This is a genomic window from Bacteroidia bacterium (genome assembly GCA_040880525.1).
In the GTDB taxonomy this organism is placed as follows: Bacteria; Bacteroidota; Bacteroidia; order CAILMK01; family JBBDIG01; genus JBBDIG01.
Map to the genome: position 1 here is coordinate 1 of JBBDIG010000052.1, position 19,519 is coordinate 19,519.

The 19,519-nt window shown below is 42.8% G+C and carries 15 protein-coding genes; all 15 read left to right on the forward strand.

Annotation, left to right across the window (positions count from 1 at the left end):
- Positions 1–94: 94 nt before the first annotated feature.
- Positions 95–4,867, forward strand: a complete 4,773-nt coding sequence (locus tag WD077_14635; GenBank protein MEX0968465.1) for a T6SS effector amidase Tae4 family protein — start codon at positions 95–97, stop codon at positions 4,865–4,867.
- 10 nt (positions 4,868–4,877) lie between these two features.
- Positions 4,878–5,354: a hypothetical protein gene (locus WD077_14640; GenBank protein MEX0968466.1), complete on the forward strand. Its 477-nt coding sequence runs from the start codon at positions 4,878–4,880 to the stop codon at positions 5,352–5,354.
- Positions 5,355–5,412: 58 nt separating this feature from the next.
- Positions 5,413–5,913, forward strand: a complete 501-nt coding sequence (locus WD077_14645) for a T9SS type A sorting domain-containing protein (protein MEX0968467.1) — start codon at positions 5,413–5,415, stop codon at positions 5,911–5,913.
- Positions 5,914–5,936: 23 nt separating this feature from the next.
- A complete protein-coding gene (locus WD077_14650; protein ID MEX0968468.1) occupies positions 5,937–8,171 on the forward strand; it encodes a gliding motility-associated C-terminal domain-containing protein in 2,235 nt (744 codons plus the stop codon).
- A 174-nt stretch (positions 8,172–8,345) separates the two neighbouring features.
- A complete protein-coding gene (locus WD077_14655) occupies positions 8,346–8,915 on the forward strand; it encodes a hypothetical protein (protein MEX0968469.1) in 570 nt (189 codons plus the stop codon).
- A 199-nt stretch (positions 8,916–9,114) separates the two neighbouring features.
- Positions 9,115–9,576, forward strand: a complete 462-nt coding sequence (locus WD077_14660) for a hypothetical protein (protein ID MEX0968470.1) — start codon at positions 9,115–9,117, stop codon at positions 9,574–9,576.
- 232 nt (positions 9,577–9,808) lie between these two features.
- Positions 9,809–10,243 carry a hypothetical protein gene (locus WD077_14665; GenBank protein ID MEX0968471.1) on the forward strand — a complete coding sequence of 145 codons (435 nt, stop codon included), beginning with the start codon at positions 9,809–9,811 and terminating at the stop codon, positions 10,241–10,243.
- A 325-nt stretch (positions 10,244–10,568) separates the two neighbouring features.
- Positions 10,569–11,693 carry a Fic family protein gene (locus tag WD077_14670; GenBank protein MEX0968472.1) on the forward strand — a complete coding sequence of 375 codons (1,125 nt, stop codon included), beginning with the start codon at positions 10,569–10,571 and terminating at the stop codon, positions 11,691–11,693.
- 157 nt (positions 11,694–11,850) lie between these two features.
- Entirely contained in the window at positions 11,851–13,635 is a 1,785-nt protein-coding gene (locus tag WD077_14675; protein ID MEX0968473.1) for a gliding motility-associated C-terminal domain-containing protein, read from the forward strand.
- A 230-nt stretch (positions 13,636–13,865) separates the two neighbouring features.
- Positions 13,866–14,087, forward strand: coding sequence for a DUF433 domain-containing protein (locus tag WD077_14680; GenBank protein ID MEX0968474.1), 222 nt, complete (start codon positions 13,866–13,868; stop codon positions 14,085–14,087).
- A 12-nt stretch (positions 14,088–14,099) separates the two neighbouring features.
- Positions 14,100–14,441: a DUF5615 family PIN-like protein gene (locus WD077_14685; protein ID MEX0968475.1), complete on the forward strand. Its 342-nt coding sequence runs from the start codon at positions 14,100–14,102 to the stop codon at positions 14,439–14,441.
- 296 nt (positions 14,442–14,737) lie between these two features.
- Positions 14,738–15,967, forward strand: coding sequence for a Glu/Leu/Phe/Val dehydrogenase dimerization domain-containing protein (locus WD077_14690; GenBank protein ID MEX0968476.1), 1,230 nt, complete (start codon positions 14,738–14,740; stop codon positions 15,965–15,967).
- Positions 15,968–17,086, forward strand: coding sequence for a mechanosensitive ion channel family protein (locus WD077_14695; GenBank protein MEX0968477.1), 1,119 nt, complete (start codon positions 15,968–15,970; stop codon positions 17,084–17,086).
- Positions 17,079–18,614, forward strand: a complete 1,536-nt coding sequence (locus WD077_14700; GenBank protein MEX0968478.1) for a sodium:proton antiporter — start codon at positions 17,079–17,081, stop codon at positions 18,612–18,614. The genes WD077_14695 and WD077_14700 overlap by 8 nt, the downstream gene beginning before the upstream one ends.
- Positions 18,614–19,492 carry an AraC family transcriptional regulator gene (locus WD077_14705; GenBank protein ID MEX0968479.1) on the forward strand — a complete coding sequence of 293 codons (879 nt, stop codon included), beginning with the start codon at positions 18,614–18,616 and terminating at the stop codon, positions 19,490–19,492. The genes WD077_14700 and WD077_14705 overlap by 1 nt, the downstream gene beginning before the upstream one ends.
- Positions 19,493–19,519: the final 27 nt, after the last annotated feature.

A 19,519-nucleotide genomic window follows, 5' to 3' on the forward strand; every position in this document is an offset into this window, starting at 1 on the left:
GCAGACCTAAATTAAAATGTGATTTTACTCCAGCTTATTAGGGGGCTAAGACAGTACATCCTTTGCCACCGGCACACCGGATTGGTACACCTATGTGGACTCTAATAAGATTAATCTTCAATCGGAATTTTTTCAGATTGGCGACTATGATGGGGATGGTGCTTCCGACTTTATGTTTATTGGGTATGAGTGGAACTACACATCTCCTAAGTACAAAACTAGAATTACCCACCCTAGAGTGCATAAAAACAATGGCTCATCCAGTTACTCCTACCGAGTTAATGGGCTTGCCACCACAGAATTAACCTCCTTGGAGTTTAACGGAGATGGCAAAACCGACATCCTTTGTCAAAACGGCAGTACACTTTACATTTATGAAACGACATATAACCAAAGCAACTATACAGTAACAGCAACTCAACTATATTCTGGAAATCATCAGTGGGACAAAAAATATCCCGGGGATTTCAACGGTGATGGCAAAACGGATTTATTGGTAATGAGCGATGTATGGGAAATAGCCTATTCCACAGGGAAGGCGTTCAGCCTAAGTGGCATTTCATTTACGAACTACACTGATAATACAGATTATGTGAGAACTGGAGATTACAATGGTGATGGGAAATGTGATATCTTACATGTTCAAAATAATCAAAATGATTGGAAATCTTATTTGAACTTTCACTTGTCTGAGGGAAATACTTTTGCTGCTGAGACTTTTGTGCTAAATTATTTTGTTCATTTTACAAATACATTAGGTTCAGGCGATTTTAACGGAGATGGACGAGTTGAAGAAGTTGATCGGTTTGATTCTGGTGACCCTTGTAAAATGCTCTACTTCAATAGGGATGGGCAAGATCTAAGATTGCAAAGAATTTCAAATGGTCTTAACCAGTCAACTATTTTCGACTACTCCTGGCTGTCAAAAGCCACTAATTATATCAAGGGATCAACTTCGACCTATCCATTGACGGATATTCAAGCACCCATACCTGTGGTAAGTACACTTTCTACCGACAATGGCCTTGGCGGTCTAACAACTGTTAACTTTTCTTATGAGGGTGCCATTATTCATCGGCAGGGGAGGGGTTTTCTTGGATTTTCAAAGGTCACTTCCAGCAATGTGACATCAGGAGTAAAGTCGGTTCAGGAATTTTCAATCAATCCAACTTACCACCACCCTTATCTTGCCAACCATAAAACCATATTATCTTCCAATTCATCATTAATTTCAGAAACAGAGAATACCTATTCGTTTGTTGATCGCGGGTCCGAGATCTATTGGTTCCAAACTACTGAATCTATTACAAAGGATTATCTTACCGGGGCTGCAACAAAGAGCACGATAGATTACGATGATGATAATTACGGTAATGTTGAATCAGCTACAAGTGTAATATATGCTGACCTGGATTTAACACAAGAGGTAGAAAGTGCAGTTACTACAAGCTCAAACTTTGCGGCCTATGGAAGTTGGATACCAGCGAGCCCTGGTACAGTTACCGTGACTAAAGAGAGAAAAGCGACCAATGAGGCCCCATTCAGTAGAACCGTTGAATATACTTACAATGGCAATGGCAAAATAATCCAAGAGGTTGTATTTCCTGGCCTTACGAATAATGTGACTACAGATTATTCATACAATTCTTGGGGCTTAGTGAAAGACATCACAGTATCTTCCTCTGGCCTGCCAACGAAAACCGAGCAATATGAATATGATCTTTTTGGCCGGTTTCCAACCAAGATAACCAACGCATTGGGGCAGGTTACGAAAAGCACCTTTGATTCTCGCTGGGGAAAGCCTCTGTCTGTAACAGGGATAGACGGGCTCATCACCACCAATCAATATGACGGGTTTGGCCGGTTGATCAAGAACACCTCGCCTAATGGTGTGGTTATTAACAGCACCTACGGTTGGGATATAGTACCAAATGAAAACAAGTTGTATTATACTGCTGTTCAGCATCCGGGGAAGCCGGATGTAAAAACATGGTATGATTTGCTGGGACGTGAGGTGGTATCAGAACTTGATGGGATGAATCAAAACAAAATTTTTATTGAGAAATCCTATGATTCACGCGGAAATCTTTCTGCTGAATCCGCACCTTACTTTGAAAACGAACAGCCCTTATGGACTACATACAGTTATGAGGACGATTACAATAGAATTGAAGATATTTCTGATGGGACCCGAACCACAGCGTATGAATATAGCGGCTCGGGTGGACAGGCAACGGTAGCCATCACCAACCCGGCTCAGCAGACGGTTACAAGAGTTAGCGATGCGGCCGGAAAATTAATAAGCGCCACTGACGGAGGCGGAACGCTTTCCTATAGATATAACAGTGCAGGTAATCTTCGTGAAGTTTGGTTAAAGACTTCGCCCGTTCATATTTACCTCCAAACTGAAATGAAATATGATGCCAATTATGGGTATCAAACGGAGCTTTGGGATAAAAATGCAGGCACAACGACTTATGATTATAATGCCTATGGGCAGTTAATTTCCCAGGAAGATGCAGAGGGCAATGAGTTTTATGATCTTTTATATGATGCGGTAGGTAGAATGACTGAAAAATCAAGTAAAACCGGCACCACGATGCATGGCACCTACACCTATGAATATATTACCAGCGGGTATGGCCTGAACCAACTCAAGAAATCAACTGCTCCAAATGGCTATTACCAAGAATTTATCTACGACCAATACAGCCGCCCTACCCAGGTAAAAGAAGTTGCAGGCGCTGAAACTTTTACCACCAGCTATTCCTACGACCAATACGACAGGCTTATCACCCAAACCTACCCATCGGGTTTTGCTATTGAGCATATTTACGACAACAATGGTTATCTTACCACTGTGAAAGAGCTAAACGGCAGCAACATCTTTTCTGCACCTGAAGTGAATGCACTGGGGCAATACACCCAATATGACCTGGGCAATGGATTGACCACAACCCGCACTTATGACCAATTCGGCTTGCCTAAGAAAATTGAAGAAGAAACAGGCGATGTTTTTAGCATGGAATATAGTTTTGATCCTAGTAGCGGGAACCTTGACTGGCGGCAAGACAATGTGCCTAACGTGAACGTGACAGAGTATTTTAACTATGATCCCTTGTTGAACCGGCTGGAGAATATTGAGTTTGAAGGCAGCAGTTACGATATAAATTACGAGTCCAACGGAAATATCAACTTTAAATTTGATGCCGGGGATTATAGTTATCATTCCTCAAAACGTAATGCTGTTCAGGAAATTAACTATACTCAAATTCAGGGGCCACAATCACCCATCACCACTACCCAAAACATCTCCTATACCCCTTTTGACCGCACTGCAAGCGTAACCCAGAGTAGTGATAATTTCCAAGTTGATTATTTTTACGGTCATGACCAAAATCGAAAAAAAGCGGTTGAAGTATATAACGGAATAACAACTACCACCCACTACTCCGGCAGCTATGAGAAGATGGAAATAGATGACGGCACAACTACCACATATGAAGTGCATTACATCTCCGGTGGAGATGGCCTTGCCGCTATATACGTGAAGGAAAACGGCACCGGCACCATGTACTATGCTTACTCTGATTACCTCGGCTCCATTCTCACTGTAACCGATGACCAGGGCAATATAGTAGCCGGTGGCAAGCAAAGCTTTGATGCCTGGGGCCGCTATCGCAACCCTGATGATTGGACCTATGACAACATATCTGCACGGCTGCCCTGGCTAAAACGCGGCTTTACCGGCCATGAGCATTTGCCTGAAGCCATTTCCCTTATCAACATGAATAACAGGATGTATGATCCGGTGGTGGGAAGGATGATGGCGGTGGATAATTTTGTTGTAGATCCCGCCTATACCCAAGCATTTAATAGATATAGCTACGCATTAAACAATCCTCTTAAATATTCTGATCCAGATGGAGAAAATCCAATCTTTATTGCTGCGGCAATTGGAGCAGCATTTTTTGGCTACATAGGTGGAGTGGCAGCTAATGACCATCAAATCAATCCAATCAAATGGGATTGGAACTCAGGAAACACCTACCTTGGAATAGGAATGGGAATTGTCACAGGTGCATTTGCTGGAGCAGCGGTCTATGCAGGTGGCCCAGCACTGGCGGGAACTGGCTTTTTCTCTAATTTTGGAACAAGTGGAACTGTAGCAGCCTACAGCATTGTTGGGGCCGCTTCTGGGGGGGCTGCTGGATATTTAACAGGTTTTGGAACAGGTATGTTAGTCAGTGATGGCAATTGGAACTATGCCCATAAAAGCGGAATGTTCTACGGAAGTATTGGGTTTGGAATCGGGACTGTTGCAGGTGGAATATATGGCTTTATTAGTGGATATGAACCGCCCCCACAGGGGTATGGCAACATTGATATGTCCTTAGTGGCTTCCGCTGATCCTTACGCAGGAGTAGCTTATCAAGAGCCTGGCTTTCCCAACCCGAAAACCATTCTGTCCAACTATCCTGCTGTTGGAGAATATTGTAATCAGGCTTCTGACGAATGTGCAATTCGGATGAGTATTGCTCTTTCTAGAAGTGGTGTAGATTTATCAGGTTCTAACATTTTCAGAGAAACACATATTCATAATGGTATCATCCATCAGCCAAGTGCCGCAGCTTTGGCTGATTATCTTACTATTAAATTAGGTTCCCCCACAATCTATAATCATCCTACGGGTTATTGGTCATTTGACGATTTTAGCCATAAGGCTGGTATTATTTATTTTGTTCCTCCGGGTAGAGGGGGTACGGGGCCTCAGCACATTGATGTCATATCTGGAGGTAGTATAGGGAGTAAGTTCTATCCTACTAAAGTCATTTGGTTCTGGCATTTTATATTAAACGGTTATTAAAATATTCCTAATGAGACTAATACTTTTAGAATTAGTGATTGCTATCTTTTGCTATGCATGCACATCACCGACACAGAAGCCGATAAAAGGTGGGGTATATATAGCAAAAGAATTGTTTTCAAATCGAGAGGTTGATTATAGTCACGTGTACCCATTACTTGCTTTGCGCATTGATAGTATAAATTATGATACCTTATTGGTCAAGTATCGTTTCGGAAAAGAGGCACATTTGGACGAAGATTTCATTTATCGTGATTCTTGCAATTGTTACAAATCAAGTAATAAGGTCGCTTTTGCACCTCTTGGACAGCTAAGGCATATAGTATTCTTAAATGTTAAGAATGACGGGGCATTAGAACTATATTACATTCAAAGCGGTGAGAAACGCTATCATCAATTTAGGTTAAGCTATATAGATAGCGTAGATTTAGATACCCATAGAAATATTTACTATGCCGAAGATGGATTTGAGCTTTTTGTTGAGTAGGTTTTATCCTATGAGACGTTTATTTAACAGTTCTACCTAACCTATTAAAGCAAAGAAAATGACAGCCAAAACAGTAGTTATATTTTTCGCAACAATTATATGTACCTCAATCGCTAAGACACAAACCGCCCACTACACCTATGATGATGCAGGTAATTGTATCCTGCGAGATGTGATCCATTACCACCAGGTTCCTAATAATGATGGGCCGGACACAGGAATGGCCGATTTTAGGGAGGGTGATTTGAGTACTGCCGAAACCGATGCTGAATCAACCAATGCATTTTCTTCGGATCATGTGTCCAGCCGCAAAGGAAAGTATGCCTTTTCAATTTATCCAAACCCTACCCAGGGGCAACTCAGGATTGTGTTTGAAGATGCCTTTTTGGATTTGCCTCGAAAGCAAGCGAGTTTCTACGATATGCAGGGCAAGCTTATGGAGCAAAGGCAGATAAATGACCCTAATATAGACTTCAATATGTCAGGGGCTGCGGGTCAATACATTCTTCGGATACAGGCAGAAGGCTTTAAAGCAGAATGGCAGATCATTAAGCATTGAGTAAAAGTGGTTACATAATTTTCTTGCTCTTTTTCTTCTGCCTTGTAAGCAGCTACTCTCTCTATGCCCAAAAAGAAGCCAATATCTGGTACTTTGGTGATAAAGCAGGTTTAGATTTTTCTACGGTACCACCAACACCAATAGAAGACAGTAAGATGCTCACAGGTGAGGGATCGGTATCAATTTCAGATGACCAGGGTAAACTTTTATTTTATTCTAACGGAGAGGCCATCTGGAACAGCCAACATGATACGATGTCTAATGGTGATAATCTTCTTGGGCACTGGTCCTCCTCGCAGTCTGTAGCCGCTGTAAAAAAACCACTATCCGATGCTTTATATTACATTTTTACGTCAGGGGGCATGCCGGGTTACAATGGAATTCATTATTCTATTATTGATATGAACCTAAATAATGGTTTAGGCGAAGTTACCAATGTGAAAAATAAAAAACTACTCACACCCTCAACGGAGCAGTTGGCGATTTTCAATCATGCCAATAACCGCGATTACTGGATATTTACTCATAAATTGAATAGTGATGAAATTTATGCCTGGTTGTTAACTCCCATTGGGGTGGATACAATTCCAGTAATATCTCAAACAGGGCGTTTAATTCTTAATTCACCACCTCACTATGCCGGCATAGGTATAATGAAAATTTCACCAGATGGAATGTATCTTGCTGCCTCATACTATGATTTCGAGATTGTTCAATTGTTTTATTTAGACAATCAAACCGGTAAAGTAACTCCAAAGCATCTTTTTTCAAATCTTGACGACCCTTATGGAATTGAGTTTTCACCGGATGGTAGGTTTTTATATGTAGCTGAATTCAACATGCAGAGGAGAGTACTTCAGTATGATCTCAATACACTTAGTATTGTGGGTTCAGAAAAAGAACTTTGGCGTACGCCTGATTATCAGCAATGTATAGCTGCTATGCAGATAGGAATTGATAATAAAATTTATGGTGCGCAGACTAAAATACAGGACTCAATGGTGATCATAAATCAACCTAATAAGAAGGGACTTGCCTGTGACCTAAATACCTCTGGTTTATTCTTAAAGTCGGGGGAAAACAGGCGTGGCCTCCCCACCTTCAACAGTGCCATCTTTTTCAAACCCACGTTCGAATACCAAAACACCTGCTTCCGCGATACCACCCACTTCTCCACCTACGCCCCCTCTGCCGATTCTGTGCGCTGGGATTTTGGCGATCCGCAATCAGGAGCTTTAAATTATTCATCACTTATGGAGGCGGATCATTTTTATTCCAAACCCGGCACTTACACCGTTACCATGCACTTTTACCGGAGAGGCGAAATATGGGAAACCGTGAAGGAGGTAGAAGTTGTCTCCGCAGAAGTTGACCTGGGAAGCGATACAACCTTGTGCAATGACGAAACCTTGGGATTAAACGGCTCGCTGCCCGGTGCCAATTACCTGTGGCAGGATAGTGCTACCTCGGCCACCTACGAGGTTTCTGCTCCCGGCACCTATTGGCTGGAGACGGAGGTAAAAGGCTGCAAAAGCCGCGACAGCATTGAGGTGGATTATATTCAATTGTCCGCAGATTTAGGAAACGACACCACCCTCTGCGAAAATGAGACGCTGCTTTTAAATGCCAATGCATCCGGTGCTTCCTATTTGTGGCAGGATAGCACTAATGGTTCGGTTTATCTGGTAAAAGATCCTGGAATTTATTCAATTGAAATAGCAAAAGGCCGGTGCAAGGCCAGCGATTCCATTCAGGTTCAATACCGCTCGCTGCCACTGGTTGATCTTGGAAATGACACAGTAATGTGTAACGGCCACACCCTCATGCTGAATGCCTCCATAGGAAATGCGCAATACCTGTGGCAGGATGGCTCCACCACCGCCAGCATCGAGGTACGCGATTCTGGTAGCTATTCCGTGATGGTAAGCGATGGCTGCGTGGGCTACGATACCATTCTGGTGGACTTCCAGCATTGCGACTGCGACTTTTGGTTTCCCACCGCGTTTTCACCCAACGGTGATGGCTTCAACGATGCGTACAAGGCCCTCTCTGATTGTGCCATTACCTACTACAGCCTGCGCATCTTCACCCGCTGGGGCGAGGAGGTATTTGCCACCGACCAGATCACCGAAGCCTGGGACGGGAAGTACAATGGGGAGGATATGCCGCAAGGGGTATACATTTACCTCCTACAGCAGCGCTCCTATAATTACCCGGTCGGTGAGGTGCGGAAGGGGAATGTGATGTTAACAAGATAAAGCTTTACCTTAGTGCGCGTTTCGTTTAGTGAAGCGTAAGGCATGCGGTGCCGGTTTCACACAAGAGGCACGCGTTACGCTATCGCTAAACGCGCGCCAACGGGGGGATATTATTCAGGGTTGTGACATATGTTATGATTTTTAATGGTCTAAAACTACGATTCCCGTTTTAACATGAAACCGAATACGATTACTTTTATTCTGATATTGACTGCTGTGTTTGCCTTCATGGGCTCTTGTTCCATTGTTGGCCAGTCAAATAAAGGGTTTAATTACGTAGGAGTGGCGTTCAGTAATCCGAATAAAGGGATAGACATTATACTGCAAAAAGCTATTTTAGACTACGAACGCTGGCACGACTCCCTTCTTGGAATTGAAGGTTTTTTAGGGATTAAATTAATCGAGTGGAATGATACCCTTATTGAGTTTAGCCTTAAAAAAATGTATTCCAGGTATGATTTGGAGTGGTATGATTTTAATGGGGTAAAGGAAATAGACACTTCACTTGTTTTTGTATTTATCAATAAAGATCCATCAAAAATTGATTCCCTCAACTTGTACTTAAAACCAATTGACCTTCATAATCTTCCACCCCTGAGTTCTTCGGTTGATTTTCATAGTTTTCGGGTATATCTATACGATATTAATTTAAACACTTTTAAGGTCTTGAATTGTCATGGGGATAAGGAGGTCTGTGGAGATTTCAGGCGATACACATTCCCCTTTAAGGACTTTGATCCTTGAAGCATTATTACTAAGAATATGATAAAAATAATGATTCTCTGCAATGATACTTCGAGCGAGATGTGGTGCGTTTCCTACGGCAAGAGGCACGTGTTGCGCTATCGCTAAACGCGCGCCAACGGGGGGTAAATTGGAACACGACTATATGGGGAGTTGGAACATACGAGACATATTTTCCAAGAAGGCGAAGATGATTTTAATGAAAATGCTCAAAATATTCTTAATATCTATCTTGGTAACTAGTTGTGAAAGGGTTGCGATGGATAAGGATTATCCCTTATTTCTTAAAAACCAATCAAATCATTCCGTAAGAACTATAATAAACCAAGGTGGAAAGTTTGGTTTGCATTATCCTGACACTTCACTGCCGGAAGTGAGTGATAGAATTAGCATCGAAATCCTTCCTGGTAGCAAAAATGCAGTGGCAGGGGGAGATGTAACTTGGGCGCAAATATTTGCATCCCAGTTTCCTTTGGATACTTTATCTTTCTTTGTCTTGCATAGCGATACAGTATCTAAATTTATCTGGAATGACATTAAATCTGATTACAAAATTTTGAAACGATATGATGTCAGCCTTACGGATTTAGAGAAACTAAATTATACATTAACTTATCCTCCTGACTCCACAATGAGAGGTATAAAGATGTACCCAAAATAAAAAATTATGAAAAGCTACATTGTTGTAACTTGCATTTTATTAATTCCTTTTTGGACTTTCTCCCAAATGGCACACTATACCTAAGATGCAGCCGGCAACTGTACTCCCTACGTTAGCGCGCGTTTAGCGAAGAGTAACGCGTGCGGTGCCGGTTGCACGCAAGAGGCAGGCATTGCGCTATTGCTAAACGCGCGTAAACGGTCGCTGACCATAAAATTAATTTATTAGTGCTATGAACAGGAATTCAATTATGATTTTGATGTTTTCTTTGATTATGCTTTCTGCTGAATGTGAAAAGTCAGTAATGAAAAGCGAAGAGGTTGTTTGGCTAAAAAACAGCTCTACTCTACGCATTTACGGATCAGTAGGAATGGGAGCACAAAATGGTGGGCTTGATATATTTCCTGATACAACTTTGTCTGAAACTGAACCTTTTCTTAGAGAAGTAGAAATAGGTACCAGTGAAATTCTCATTACAACATATACAGTTTCCTCATTTTACAATGAAGTATTAAATGGCAGTAGAATGAGTGTCTATATTTTCAATGCTGATTCTGTGGACTTAGTGGGATGGGAGGAAATCAGAAATAGAAACATGGTGCTTAAAAGGTATGATCTGAGGGAAGAAGATTTAAAAGCACAGAACTACACAATCACATATCCATAAACAAATACGCTAACCTGTTTTCAGTAAGTTCTCAAACCGGCCACTACTCCTACGATGCAGCCGACAACCGCACCTTACGAACGGTTATCCATTTCCACCAGATTCATGTTTAGGGACCGTACCGATATTGGGGAAGATAGTTTGCACACTTCAGAAGCCGATATCAAGCGATACAAGTCTTAAAGCCAGATGACAGCATAACTTCAAGCAATGGGGCTTGTTTAAATTTCATCGCCCCAATTTAATTAAGCACACGCCTTATTTAAATATTTGCCGAAAAACTTAAATAGCGTGTACCTTTGTTTAGGTTCACTTAAATAAAGCTATGGATCGTTTCAAGGCAGGTACGTACGTTAGCCAGGGCAGTTATCATAGCTTCCAACCCACATTCATCAACCGGGAGTGGCAGTTTCATGATCCTGAAATGCAACAGATGTTGAGCCTGGCAGATCGCCATTTGGGCAGGCTGGATATGTTTTCCAATTACGTTCCTAACATTGATCTCTTCATCAGCATGCACGTTCTCAAGGAGGCTACACAGTCCAGTAAAATTGAAGGGACACAAACCAATATTGAGGAAGCACTTTTGGCCAGGGAAGCGGTTCCTATTGAAAAACGTGACGATTGGGAGGAGGTACAGAATTACATTGCAGCAATGCATAAGGCCATTCCCCAGCTTGCCTCGGTTCCTTTCAGTTCCCGGCTCATAAAGCTCGCCCATAAAACTTTGCTGCAGGACGTAAGAGGGCAGCATCGTTTGCCCGGTGAGTTCCGATCCAGTCAAAACTGGATTGGTGGAGCGACTTTGCAGGATGCTGTCTTTATTCCTCCCCCGCACCATGATGTTCCTAAGCTCATGAGCGACCTCGAGAAATTCGTTCACAATGAGAAGATATATGTACCGGAACTTATCAGGATTGGCATCATTCACTACCAATTTGAAACGATACATCCATTTCTGGATGGCAATGGAAGAATAGGCAGGTTATTGATTACGCTTTACCTGGTGAGCAGGAATATTCTTAAACAACCGATTCTATACCTCTCTGATTTCTTTGAACGCCACCGCCAGCAGTATTACGATAACCTGATGGCGGTGAGGACAAACCATGATATGAAGCGGTGGTTGAAGTTCTTCCTTACGGGCATAATCGAAACCGCTAAGAATTCCATTACCACTTTTGAGCACGTTCTTGAACTCAAGAACCAGGTGGAACTGGACATTCAGCAACTTGGGCCACGTGCAGCGAATGCACAAAAAGTGCTCGATTACTTATACAAACGGCCGTTAATTGATGCCCAGGCCGTGTCACAGGTCACCGGCAAATCGCTGCCAACCTCATATACCCTCATAGAGCATCTGGAGAAAATGGGAATTCTAAAAGAAATTTCCGGTTCTCAGCGTGGTCGTTATTATTCTTTTGAGCGATATTTAGATTTGTATCGGTAATCTTGAGTTTCTGAAAAATAAAATTCCTTATCAGTTGATCTTGACTTATAAACTCGCGTCAATGTTCTGATGCTAAAAATAGGTGAGGAGCTCTAATCCTTATTATTCTCCGGTATTTCCCCTTAAATTGCACTCATAATCAATAAGTATTTTACCTATGAAGACTAAGGCATTTTTTGAAATGCTGTTTTTAATACGGGTGGTGTTCCAGATTTTCTTTTTTTTACTATTAAGCGTTCCAATAAATGCCCAGGATATTGGAATACCACCCGATACTTTTTTATTCGAGGGGTTAGCGGGAGGTGCTCCGAAACTATACTCCACGTCTCCAGCTAATGGCATCACAGACTTTGCTGTTGAAGGCAAACGTTTGTTTGTGGTAGCCATTTGTGATTCTTCGCAGATAAGAATAGGAGACAAAAACTTCGCTTTAAATCATCAATCGAAAGATTCGTTGTATTTCACTATAATCAGTAGTACAATTCAGGACCATGCAATAAATAATGATTGGATTATATCCGGTTCAGGGGAATATTTCAAGAAAGCCGGGATTTCAGTTCTAAACGGTTACATCTATTGTGCAGTTGTTTTTCAGCACTACCTTTTTTTTGAAGGGCAGGAATATGCCACACCAGATTATGCTACAGCCTTTTTCAAAATCAAATTCAATGGCCAAGTTGATAATTTCAAGATAATTCCTGGTCTTATCTTTCATGATTTCCAGATGACGTTGGAGGGACCGCTATTTACGGGTGGCTTCCGGGACAGCCTGCTCTTGCAGGATTCCAAATACTTGCCTGTTGGAGACAAGCCAAGTCTGTTCAATAACTTCATTGTAAGCTTTGATTTTGGGATGAAACTGCGATGGCTGAAAATCATGTCGCACAATTATTTAGATTCTGATCAGGCGTTTTATGATCAGGCTCATTCAATCAGGTTTATTCACAAAGAGGTAAATGGAAAAATCTTCTTCGTGAACGACTACACGCATAATGGTATTTGGATTAACGCTGAAACCCTTCTTAAGGATACGTTAGACCATCACACTTCCCGATATCTTTTGGGCTCCTTAAACTTGAGTACGGGTGCCTTTAATTGGTATCATGCTTTGACCACGAACTTCCAGGAATTTTCCTGCCATTGGGATTACCAACGTCAACAGATGTTTTGTATTCTTTCCAATGATTCAGCCCTAAATTCAGAAATGGGGTTGGGAAATATTTCAAATACTTATCCCCTTCTTATTGATGGGAAACCCGTTCCTGCTCTCAAATCCTATAATATTTACCGTTTCTCTTCAGCCGGGTCAGTGAGGATAGAACCCATTTCAGCACTTAGGGAACGACTTAAGTTTTTTACCAGGCTTGAGAATGGACACTACATCACATTTTATGGGTATAACCCCGGGAACCTCAACACCTCCCTGGAGAAAGAGCTAACGGCTGCAGGGGCCAATCCTAAAGGCTATAATTTATTGGAGTTGGATGAAGATTTTCACCTGGTAAATATTATCTCAAAAAGTTTCGGATGGTTTTCGTTAGAAGATCCAAGTCGCGATGAGGATTTGCTCTTCGAATCAGAAACTATGATATCTATACATCAAAAATCCGGAATCAAAGCAACAGGATTTCTTAAGCCAGAAGCAATATTAATAGCACCTAAAAAAATCAACGTGTCTGATTATACCCTTTATATTCCCAATGCCTTTTCTCCAAATGGAGATTTTATCAACGATCAATTCTATTGGTATTCTTCGGGTCTATTCAATTCAGAAATCAAAATTTTCAGCCGGACGGGGGAAAAGGTTTATGAGGGAGAAGGTCCGTGGGATGGTACGTATAAGGGAGAGAGGCTGAATGGAACTTTTGACTACATATTCCGCGCTCAGGGTTTTTATGATCAAACGATAGAAAAATCGGGTTCCATTCAAATAATTCCATAGGAGAAAGATAATAGATCTCAAAGATCCAATTTACTTCTCCCTTTGTCTTAAATAAGATATTTTGCTTGATTATTATTGCCCATACGCTATCGCTAAACGCGCGCCAACGGGGGGATCTGCCGGGGTAATCCTAACCCGCAAATCCAGACTTGCATTTTAGAATCCAGGTTGTACTGTTCAGGAAGCAATATTGCTATATTTGGAGCAGAGAAGAATAAAAGTTTACTGCTATGAAATTATATAAAGACCTGATAAAAATAAATCCTGCTAAGCGTTTCGGCAGACCATGTGTGAGAGACACCAGAATAACTGTTTACGATGTACTGGCATGGCTCTCAAAAGGCATGACAAAAGAGGACATTATCGAGGATTTTCCTGAACTGACAGAGGAGGATATTAACGCTTGTCTTGCCTATGCCGCGGACAGGGAGCACAATATCAGGGTTGCTTAGATACGCCAGTTGATGAAGCTTTTACTTGATCAGAATATTTCTTTTAGGACAGTTCGCTATCTGCAGCCTGCAGTGCCTGAAATCACTCATTTGAAATTTGTTGGGCTGCTGAATGCCGAAGATTACCGAATATGGGATTTTGCTCACCTGAATAATTACGCCATTGTAACGTTTGATATTGATTTTTATGAGTTGCAAATAATAAAGGGATTTCCGCCAAAAATCATTTGGTTGCGAACCGGAAATATGACCAGGCAAGTGTTTGTTAATTTCTTTTTAAAAAACCTTGATGCCATACACGAGTTTCTTAGCTCTAGGGAATTTGAGGATGTTGGATGTCTTGAACTTAGCTAATTTCGGCACATAAGAAGACAGAAAATAAATCCTTGACGATGAAGGAATTTCCGGCTGTAAAGCAGCCATAAAACCCTTGCAAGGGCTAACGCACAAGAAATTCCTGATATTCCGTAATCTCGAAATTTATAGTTGAAAGGTTTGTTTGTATTTCAAAATTTTATCCCAGTCGCGATATAACACCACATTTTGGCCCGGAAAACCCCGCTATATCCCGCTACTAAAATTTCTACATTTGCAGCGTTTTTCCCGGAGCTAACCCGGGAATTCTTCGAAAAACATTTTTATTGCCGAATATGAGGGAGCTGCTTAAGAAGTTCGAGAACAAGCAACCGGAAATAGTTTTTGAGTGGAAAGATGCCGAAACGGAAGCGGAAGGTTGGGTTGTGATCAACTCATTGCGGGGCGGGGCCGCAGGCGGGGGAACGCGGATGCGCAAAGGGCTGCACAAGGAAGAGGTCGTTTCACTGGCAAAGACAATGGAGGTGAAGTTCTCCTTCTGTGGGCCGCCCATTGGTGGCGCCAAGTCGGGAATCAACTTCGACCCGCGCGATCCCAGGAAAAAAGAGGTGCTGGAGCGCTGGTACAAAGCCGTGCTTCCGCTCCTGAAAAGCTACTATGGAACCGGTGGCGACCTCAATATTGACGAAGTTAAGGATGTGATTCCCATTACCGAAGACCTCGGCCTGCTGCACCCGCAGGAGGGCGTACTAATGGGCCACTTCAATCCTGGCGAAGAGGAAAAGGTAGACAAGATAGCCCAGCTTAGAAAGGGCGTAAAAAAGGTGGTGGAGCTTGAGGAATACTCGCCAGACGTTTCGCAGAAAATCACTGTGGCCGATCTGATCACCGGATATGGTGTGAGCGAATCGGTGGTGCATTTCTACAATATTTATGGAGGAGAGCTGAAAGGCAAAAGGGTAATTATCCAGGGCTGGGGAAATGTGGCTGCGGCTGCGGCCTACTACCTGGCCAGAGAAGGTGCTGCAATTGTGGGTATTATTGATAAAGAGGGTGGCCTCATCAATGAGCGTGGATTTTCATTGGAGCAGGTAAAAAAGCTCTTTTTGGACAAAAACGGAAACAAGCTTGAGGCACCTGATATGTTATCATTCGATGAGGTGAACCAACGGATTTGGGACATCAAGGCAGATGTGTTTATTCCGGCTGCGGCTTCGCGGCTGGTGCATAAAGAGCACCTCGACCGACTCAGGATGGCAGGCGTGGAAGTAATCAGCAGCGGAGCCAACGTCCCCTTTCATGAAAAGCGGATATTCTTTGGTGAGGTAACGGAAGCGGCAGACGGACAGTTTGCTATCATTCCTGATTTTATAGCCAATTCTGGCATGGCGCGCGTGTTTGCCTACCTCATGCAATCGCGCGTAAAAGTGCAGGACAAATTCATCTTTGAGGATGTTTCCAACAGCATAAAGGCAGCAATAAAACAAGTGCATGATGAGAACCCATCGCGCAGAAATCTTGTGGAGACAGCATTTGAAATTGCGCTGCGAAAAATAGGTCAATAAATGGAAGAGTTTTTAGGACAGGAGTTTTTTGGTAATTCAGTTAGGGCATATTTAATTTTTGGGGGGCTGATTATTTTGGCAATCCTCTTTAAGCGGATTGGCGCCCGGTTTATCAGCAAAATCCTGATTAAAGCATTTCAGCGTTTTTTTGACAAGGAGCATGTCAATCAATATGTAAACCTGATTCGGCCACCGCTTGAGATGCTGATCCTCATCCTGATGGTCTACATCGCGCTCCAAACCCTGAGCTTACCAGTAGAGTTGACCGAAGAAGGATATTGGAGCAAGTCTGCGCGATTTACAGATGTGCTTTTCCAGATATTCATGCTGGTGCTTTTTGTATGGCTCATTTTCCGAGTAATTGATGTGGTAGCCACCATACTTTTTAAGAAGGCTGAACTAAGCGAATCCCGGCTTGACGATCAGTTGGTTCCATTTTTCAAGGAAATGAGCAAAATAGTGGCTGCAATCCTCGCATTCATATTTATGCTGGGAGCGGTTTTCCACCTGAATGTATCATCCCTTATTGCGGGCATTGGAATTGGCGGCCTGGCCATAGCCCTTGCAGCACAGGAAACACTGGCTAATTTGTTTGCGTCATTTGCAATTTTCCTTGATAAGCCTTTTCAGGTAGGAGACCTGATACAAGTGGACGATATTATAGGCGAGGTTACCCATGTTGGCTTCAGAAGCTCGCGCATTCGCACGCTGGATAAAAGCTATCTCACGCTGCCAAACAAAATGCTGGTAGACCGGAAGGTGGACAATCTTTCTTTGCGGACCTTCAGAAGGGTGAACATGACGGTAGGCGTGACCTACAGCACCACTCCGAAACAGATTTACGAGATCAATGCGGAATTAAAGCAGTTTCTGGATGACCATGAATCTACCAACCCGGATAGCATCGTAAGGCTGCATGACTTCGGGGACAGTTCTCTGAATATTTTGCTCATATATTTTATTACCGATCTGGAATATGCCAGTTATCTGAAAATAAGAGAAGAGGTGAATTATAAGGTGATGGAGATTGTAGAAAAACATCAATCAAGTATTGCGTTCCCCACGCGTACCCTTCATCTCTTTGACGAAACAAAAATGATAAATACAGAAAATGAATAAAAGATTGACGAGAGGATTTATTTTTCTCACGCTTTGCTGCAGCCTGCTCTGTTCTTTTGATGCGGTTGCTGCGGTTGCACCAATTGATACTACGCGGCCCCGCCACCCTGAGAAGGCACCGCATGAAACGCTCCAGGCGGATGAACCACCGCAGGGAATTTCCACAGCTCCGGAAACAGAAGCCGGGGAAAAGAATGAGGAGAGCCATGGAGGTTTACCGGCAGCGTGGTCAGTAATACCTTTCATCCTGCTGCTGGCAATGATTGCCACAGGCCCGCTATTCTATCCTCATTTTTGGCATAAGTACTACCCGGTAATCGCTGCCGGCCTGGGTTTGATAGTCATTCTCTATTATGTCTTCGTGTTGCATAATGCCCATCAGCCTATTCATTCGCTCGCGGAATATGTCTCCTTTATTGCACTGATCGCATCGCTATTCGTTGCCTCTGGCGGGATACTGATTGAGGTAGACAAGGAAGGAAAACCACTGGTGAATTTGTTGTTGCTGATCTTTGGTGCAGCCGTAGCCAATATAATTGGTACTACCGGAGCCTCCATGCTTCTGATTCGTCCCTTCATCCGGCTGAATAAAGGCAGAGTTCAGCCTTATCACATTGTGTTTTTCATTTTTATGGTAAGCAACGTGGGCGGTTGCCTCACACCTATCGGTGATCCGCCACTATTCCTGGGATTTCTCAAGGGCGTTCCTTTCTTCTGGACGGCAGAGTTTATCTGGCCGTTTTGGTTTGTAGGAATCGCGATAATCGGACTCATCTTTTATGTCATTGATAAAAGGCAATATCAGAAATTTACACCGGTAGAGCCGGTAAAGTACAGTGGACGGATCAGCATTCGGGGTGTAAAAAATATCGGCTGGCTTGCAGTAGTGATCGGAGCTGTATTTCTGGATCCTAATGTCGTTGACTGGATCCCGGCCATAGTAATTGACGGAACTAAATTTTCCTACATCCGGGAAGTCATAATGCTTGCCACTGCATTTTTAGCCTACAAAACGGCAAATCCGGAGTGCCTTAAAGGGAATGAATTTGATTTTGAACCAATAAAAGAAGTCGCCTACCTGTTCATCGGAATATTTGCTACCATGATGCCGGCCCTGGCTCTTATTGGTTCATTTGCCGCGTCAGGTGAAGGACAGAAGCTGGTTACGGTGAATTCACTCTACTGGATTACCGGGGCCCTTTCTGGCGTTTTGGATAACGCACCTACCTACCTCAACTTTCTTTCTGCTGGTATGGGCAAGTTGGGATTAAGCATAGACAATAAGCTTGAAGTTCTTGAATATTCGCAACGTGCGATCACAGAATTGGTCGCTATTTCGGTTGGGGCGGTGTTCTTCGGAGCCTTTACTTACATTGGCAATGCACCGAATTTTATGGTGAAATCCATTGCTGAGCAAACAGGCATTCGCATGCCTTCTTTTGTAGGTTATATTATTCGTTATTCCATTCCGATTTTGTTACCGGTTCTTTTTGTAGTTTGGCTGGTATTCTTCCATTTACTATCTTAGTGGACAAAATATTCAGAAATGTGGAAAACGGCTACAATAACTCAAGCTTCATTAGTTCAAACATACTTTGCCTGGTCAACACCGAAAAGGCGCAGCTAAAGGAGACACTGCTAACATACCCGGCCTTTTCAGATGTCTTCATCTCTTCAGTAAACGGCACATGTAAGTCCATTTATTTGGCGGAATCCCAGTGCATGGGTGAAGAATTGCTTGATCTGCTGGATGATCAACCGCTTAAACTCCTGTTTGTGGATGTTAAGGTCAAGAATATTCCGCTTCATGTGTTTATAAAAAGCACCCCTGTTCACATGGAGGAATCGGAAGACATCAAAACCATTTTGAACCTCATTGAGCGGGAACTGAATTCGGACAATCTGTATTCACAGGAGGTGCTCACATCCGCTATTCACATGTTGCTTTTATTGCTCGTCAGAAACTGGAAGGAGCAGGACGCGGGCGCCTACGATAAGTGTATGAAATGGATTGGAAACAAAAGGCTTTGTACTCTCCTGGCTTTTATCCATAACAACCTGCATCAGGAACTCAACTTTACTATGCTCAGCAAGCAAATCTATCTGTCACCTGATTATGTGGGGCAATTCTTTAAACGGTATTCAGGCCTGGTGCTGCAACAGTATATTGACAGGCAAAGAGTACTCAGAGGTTTCCGGGAAATGGTCTTAACCAGCAGTCGGTTATCCGAGGTTGCCGTTAACAGTGGCTTTATTGATCAGGCTTATTTTAACAAGCGTTTCAAGAAACACTTTCAGGCTACTCCTTTAAAAGTAAGAAAGGCATACCAGCAAATGATGGGTAATAGAAGACTTCCGGTTTCTATTACCAAACCTGAGGTAACTCCAGAGATGAGCCTGAACTAAGCAGGATTTACGGATAGGCGCCAATTC

Coding starts and splice junctions, on each gene's coding strand:
- WD077_14640 (MEX0968466.1), top strand. CDS start 4,878: ATGAGACTAATACTTTTAGAATTAGTGATTGCTATCTTTTGCTATGCA.
- WD077_14645 (MEX0968467.1), top strand. CDS start 5,413: ATGACAGCCAAAACAGTAGTTATATTTTTCGCAACAATTATATGTACC.
- WD077_14655 (MEX0968469.1), top strand. CDS start 8,346: ATGAAACCGAATACGATTACTTTTATTCTGATATTGACTGCTGTGTTT.
- WD077_14660 (MEX0968470.1), top strand. CDS start 9,115: ATGAAAATGCTCAAAATATTCTTAATATCTATCTTGGTAACTAGTTGT.
- WD077_14665 (MEX0968471.1), top strand. CDS start 9,809: ATGAACAGGAATTCAATTATGATTTTGATGTTTTCTTTGATTATGCTT.
- WD077_14670 (MEX0968472.1), top strand. CDS start 10,569: ATGGATCGTTTCAAGGCAGGTACGTACGTTAGCCAGGGCAGTTATCAT.
- WD077_14675 (MEX0968473.1), top strand. CDS start 11,851: ATGAAGACTAAGGCATTTTTTGAAATGCTGTTTTTAATACGGGTGGTG.
- WD077_14680 (MEX0968474.1), top strand. CDS start 13,866: ATGAAATTATATAAAGACCTGATAAAAATAAATCCTGCTAAGCGTTTC.
- WD077_14685 (MEX0968475.1), top strand. CDS start 14,100: ATGAAGCTTTTACTTGATCAGAATATTTCTTTTAGGACAGTTCGCTAT.
- WD077_14690 (MEX0968476.1), top strand. CDS start 14,738: ATGAGGGAGCTGCTTAAGAAGTTCGAGAACAAGCAACCGGAAATAGTT.
- WD077_14695 (MEX0968477.1), top strand. CDS start 15,968: ATGGAAGAGTTTTTAGGACAGGAGTTTTTTGGTAATTCAGTTAGGGCA.
- WD077_14700 (MEX0968478.1), top strand. CDS start 17,079: ATGAATAAAAGATTGACGAGAGGATTTATTTTTCTCACGCTTTGCTGC.